Genomic DNA, 2,720 nt, shown 5'->3' on the forward strand with positions numbered 1-2,720 from the left:
TAAGCTAGCTACCTATTGGGCATAACCTTGCAATTTGCTTCAATTTACGCACATGCACTTGCGACCTCAAAATGCAACGTAAGCCCCGAATATCTCCATTATTGTCGCCGCCAGCCTTAGTTACAGCGTATCCGCTCCATGAAGCCCACATTCCAAGCGACTACCTGAAGCCCGATGCTGCGCTCCCGATTTCTTTCTGGAGCCAGTCCGCCATGATGCGTCCCGACAGCAAAGTCGAAAAGGTGTACCTCTATCCCAAGCCTGTGGATTTTCGAAAATCCATCGACGGCCTCACCGCCCTGGTCGAGCTGGACATCAAAGTCGCCGTGTTCGACCCCGTACTTTTCGTCTTCCTCAATAAAGCCCGTAACCGCATCAAGGTGTTGTACTGGGAGCGCAACGGCTTCTGCCTTTGGCTCAAGCGCCTCGAAGCCGAACGTTTCAAAACTTCCCCCGACGCCACCGACGAAGCCATCGTCCTGACCGTCCAGGAACTTAACTGGTTACTCGACGGCTTAGACCTCTGGCGCAACCGTCCGCATCAGGTTCTGACGCCCCGTTTCGTCGCCTGACCCGGTATAATCCGGGCCATGATTTCAGTGCCCGACAACCTCCCGGATGACCCTGTTCTGCTTAAGCAAATGCTGCTTGAGAGTTACGCTGCTCGTGCGTGTGAGCAATCGGCTGCCCGTGTGCGCGAGCAGGAGGTCAAGGAGGCTTATACGACACACATCGACGACCTGAAAGAGCAGATCAAGTTATGGCGTGACCGTTTCTTTGGCCGTAAGTCCGAGCAAACTGTCGATCCCAACACGCCGCAACTGGCGATGTTCAACGAACCCGAAAGCGACCCGCTACTGGCGGTGGTTGACGATGCCGACGAAGAAGTCGTTGCGCCTGCCAAACGTCGCGGCAAACGCAAACCACTGTCGGCCGATCTGCCTCGGGTCGAAGTCATCCACGACCTGCCCGAGCACGAACTGACCTGCGCCTGTGGTTGCCGCAAGCATGTCATTGGCGAGGAAACCAGCGAGCAGCTCGACATCGTGCCGATGCAGATCCGCGTACTCAAACACGTGCGCAAGATTTACGGGTGCCGGGGCTGCGAAACCGCGCCGGTTACCGCTGACAAGCCAGCCCAATTGATCGAAAAGAGCATGGCCAGCCCCAGCGTGCTGGCCATGCTGCTGACGACCAAGTACGTCGATGGCTTGCCGCTGCACCGTTTTGAAAGCGTACTGTCCCGACACGGCATCCACATTCCACGACAAACTCTGGCGCGTTGGGTGATCCAGTGCAGCGAACACTTCCAGCCACTGTTAAACCTGATGCGTGACCGGCTGCTGGAAAGTCCGGTGATTCACTGCGACGAAACGCGCGTACAGGTCTTGAAAGAGCCAGACCGCGACCCGACCAGCCAATCTTGGATGTGGGTGCAGGCCAGCGGCCCGCCTGATCGACAAGTTGTGCTATTTGACTACACCACCAGCCGTGCGCAGGAAGTACCGTTACGCCTGCTGGAAGGGTATCGCGGCTATGTGATGACCGATGATTACGCCGGTTACAACGCGTTGGCGTTGCAGCCCGATATCGAGCGGCTGGCGTGCATGGTTCATGCTCGACGCAAGTTCGTCGATGCGCAGAAAGTGCAGCCCAAGGGTAAGACGGGCCGCGCCGATGTAGCGCTGGCGATGATCAACAAGCTGTACGGCATCGAGCGCGACCTCAAGGAAGTCAGCGACGAACAGCGGTTCATCGGTCGCCAAGAAAGAAGCCTACCGATCCTCGGCCAATTGAAAAGCTGGCTGGACAAGACGTACTCCCAGGTCACACCGCAAAGTGTGCTGGGCAAGGCCGTGCACTATCTGGCCAACAACTGGAGTCGGTTGGAACGCTATGTCGAGGCCGGCCATTTGCCGATCGACAACAACCTTGCGGAGCGTGCGATCAAGCCATTTGTCATCGGGCGCAAGGCTTGGCTGTTCAGCGACACCGTGAACGGCGCCAGTGCCAGCGCAAAGATCTACAGCTTGGTTGAGACCGCCAAGGTCAACGGCCAGGAGCCCTATACGTGGCTGCGCCACGTACTTGAGCGCCTGCCGTATGCATCCTCGGTGGCCGACTACGAAGCTCTTCTGCCGTGGAACTGCTCGCCAGAGATGCCACGGTAACCTGCTGCCCCATCATGTGATAGGTGGGGTTCATGGATCGCACTCGTTACAGCTGCTATGATGAATGAGATCGAAAACTGAAATCCCCCACTAGAATTGTTGACTGGAGTCAAAATGAATAAAAAGCGGCCGGTTAATCTTGATATTCGAACCATTCAGCTTCCTCTCACGGCGCTTACATCGATTCTGCACCGGATTTCAGGAATTATGCTCTTTATTTTTCTGGGACTGATACTGTATATGCTGAGCAAATCGTTGGAGTCAGAAAAGGGTTTTAATGAAGTCAAGGAGATTTTTTCTTCACCTTTCGGCAAAGTTAGTTTCTGGTTGGTATACTCTTCATTTATTTATCATCTCGTAGCCGGAATTCGACACCTAGTTATGGATGTGGGTGTTGGTCATACTTTGAAAGGCAGCAATCGCGCCTCTACTATTGTTTTAGTAGTGTCGGGTGTTTTAATGGTTGCTGGCGCCGTATGGATTTGGTAGCTGTGGAGTCGTAATGCGTATTTACAAGGACTAAAAGCGTCCTTTAAAGCTAACTTACGA

The 2,720-nt window shown here is 54.7% G+C and carries 3 protein-coding genes; all 3 read left to right on the forward strand.

From position 1 onward, the window contains the following. The first annotated feature begins 212 nt into the window (after positions 1–212). The 3 genes from tnpB to sdhC all read left to right on the forward strand — a co-directional run bounded on the left by tnpB (position 213) and on the right by sdhC (position 2,660). Positions 213–572, forward strand: a complete 360-nt coding sequence (gene tnpB, locus JJD74_RS30450; protein WP_060767566.1) for an IS66 family insertion sequence element accessory protein TnpB — start codon at positions 213–215, stop codon at positions 570–572. 18 nt (positions 573–590) lie between these two features. Continuing rightward, entirely contained in the window at positions 591–2,171 is a 1,581-nt protein-coding gene (gene tnpC / locus JJD74_RS30455; RefSeq protein ID WP_060767565.1) for an IS66 family transposase, read from the forward strand. A gap of 114 nt (positions 2,172–2,285) precedes the next feature. Further along, positions 2,286–2,660: a succinate dehydrogenase, cytochrome b556 subunit gene (gene sdhC / locus JJD74_RS30460; RefSeq protein WP_005005993.1), complete on the forward strand. Its 375-nt coding sequence runs from the start codon at positions 2,286–2,288 to the stop codon at positions 2,658–2,660. Positions 2,661–2,720 lie beyond the last annotated feature (60 nt).

This window comes from Pseudomonas sp. MF6776 (assembly GCF_016613125.1).
In the GTDB taxonomy this organism is placed as follows: domain Bacteria; phylum Pseudomonadota; class Gammaproteobacteria; order Pseudomonadales; family Pseudomonadaceae; genus Aquipseudomonas; species Aquipseudomonas iridis.